This window comes from Methylobacterium sp. WL8 (assembly GCF_008040045.1).
Lineage (GTDB): Bacteria > Pseudomonadota > Alphaproteobacteria > Rhizobiales > Beijerinckiaceae > Methylobacterium > Methylobacterium cerastii.
In genome coordinates this window covers 1-944 of the sequence record NZ_VRVF01000196.1, presented here as the reverse complement: position 1 = coordinate 944, position 944 = coordinate 1, and the positions used below count along the sequence as shown (strand labels likewise).

General features: G+C 72.9%; 1 protein-coding gene. It reads right to left on the bottom strand.

The genetic code is table 11. The annotated features are described in order from the left end of the window. Positions 1 to 944 (bottom strand): polysaccharide biosynthesis/export family protein (locus FV234_RS25875; protein ID WP_147832450.1); only part of this gene is annotated, 944 nt, incomplete at both ends.

The window sequence follows — 944 nt, the reverse complement described above, 5'->3', positions numbered from 1 at the left end:
GAGACTTCGGTGAAGGGGGCGTTGGAGACGTAGACGAGGTCGCGGTTGCGCATGCGGAAGGCCTGGGAGGTGAACAGGCTGTTGGGGTCGCGCATGTCGATGCGGTAGACGACGGGGACGACCGGGGTGGTCAGCAGCGGCGAGGCCGGGTTGAGGCGGCGCACCACCGCGGCCGGCTCGAAGCGGAACACGAAGGTGCCGGCGGGGTCGGCCTGGAAGTCGGACAGGCCGCGCGCCTTGGCCAGCGCCTGGGCCAGCGTGATGCCCTCGGCCGAGAACGGCAGCTCGGTGGCGTTGCCGAGCGCGCCCACCGCGAGGAAGGTCTGGGGGTCGCGCACCAGCGTCAGCACGTCGTTGGGGCGCAGGTAGATGTTCTCGCGCGGGTTGGCCACCAGGGTCGTCATCGGCACGGTGGTGGTGCGGTCCCCGCGCGAGAGGCGCACGAAGGTCTCGGAGACGGGCGAGCGCACGCCGCCGGCCGAGGCCACGACGTCGAGGAGGCGGTCGCCGCCGGTGGAGAGCGGCAGGCGGGCGCCGGCGACCGCCTCGCCGGTGACGGTGACGGCCTGCGAGATCGGCTTGGTGACCGAGACCAGCACCTGCGGCTGGATCGCCTTGCCGGCGAGCTCGTTCTCGATCAGCGTCTGGACGTCCTGGGTGCGGCGTCCGGCGACGTGGATGCGCCCGGCGTAGGGCACCGAGATCGCGCCGTCGCGGCCGACCGCCTGCTCGGGGATGAGGGCGGACTTCGAGCCGGCGGAGAAGCGGTCGGCGACGAGGGGTCCTGAGAACAGGCCGCCGGAGCCGGCTTCCCAGACCGAGACGGCGACGTAGTCGCCGACGCCGATCACCGGCTCGATCGAGGGGCGCTTGTCGCCGAAGGAGGCGAGCAGGCTGTCGAGGGGGCGTCCGCGCAGGGCCTCGATCACGGCCGGCGTCACGTC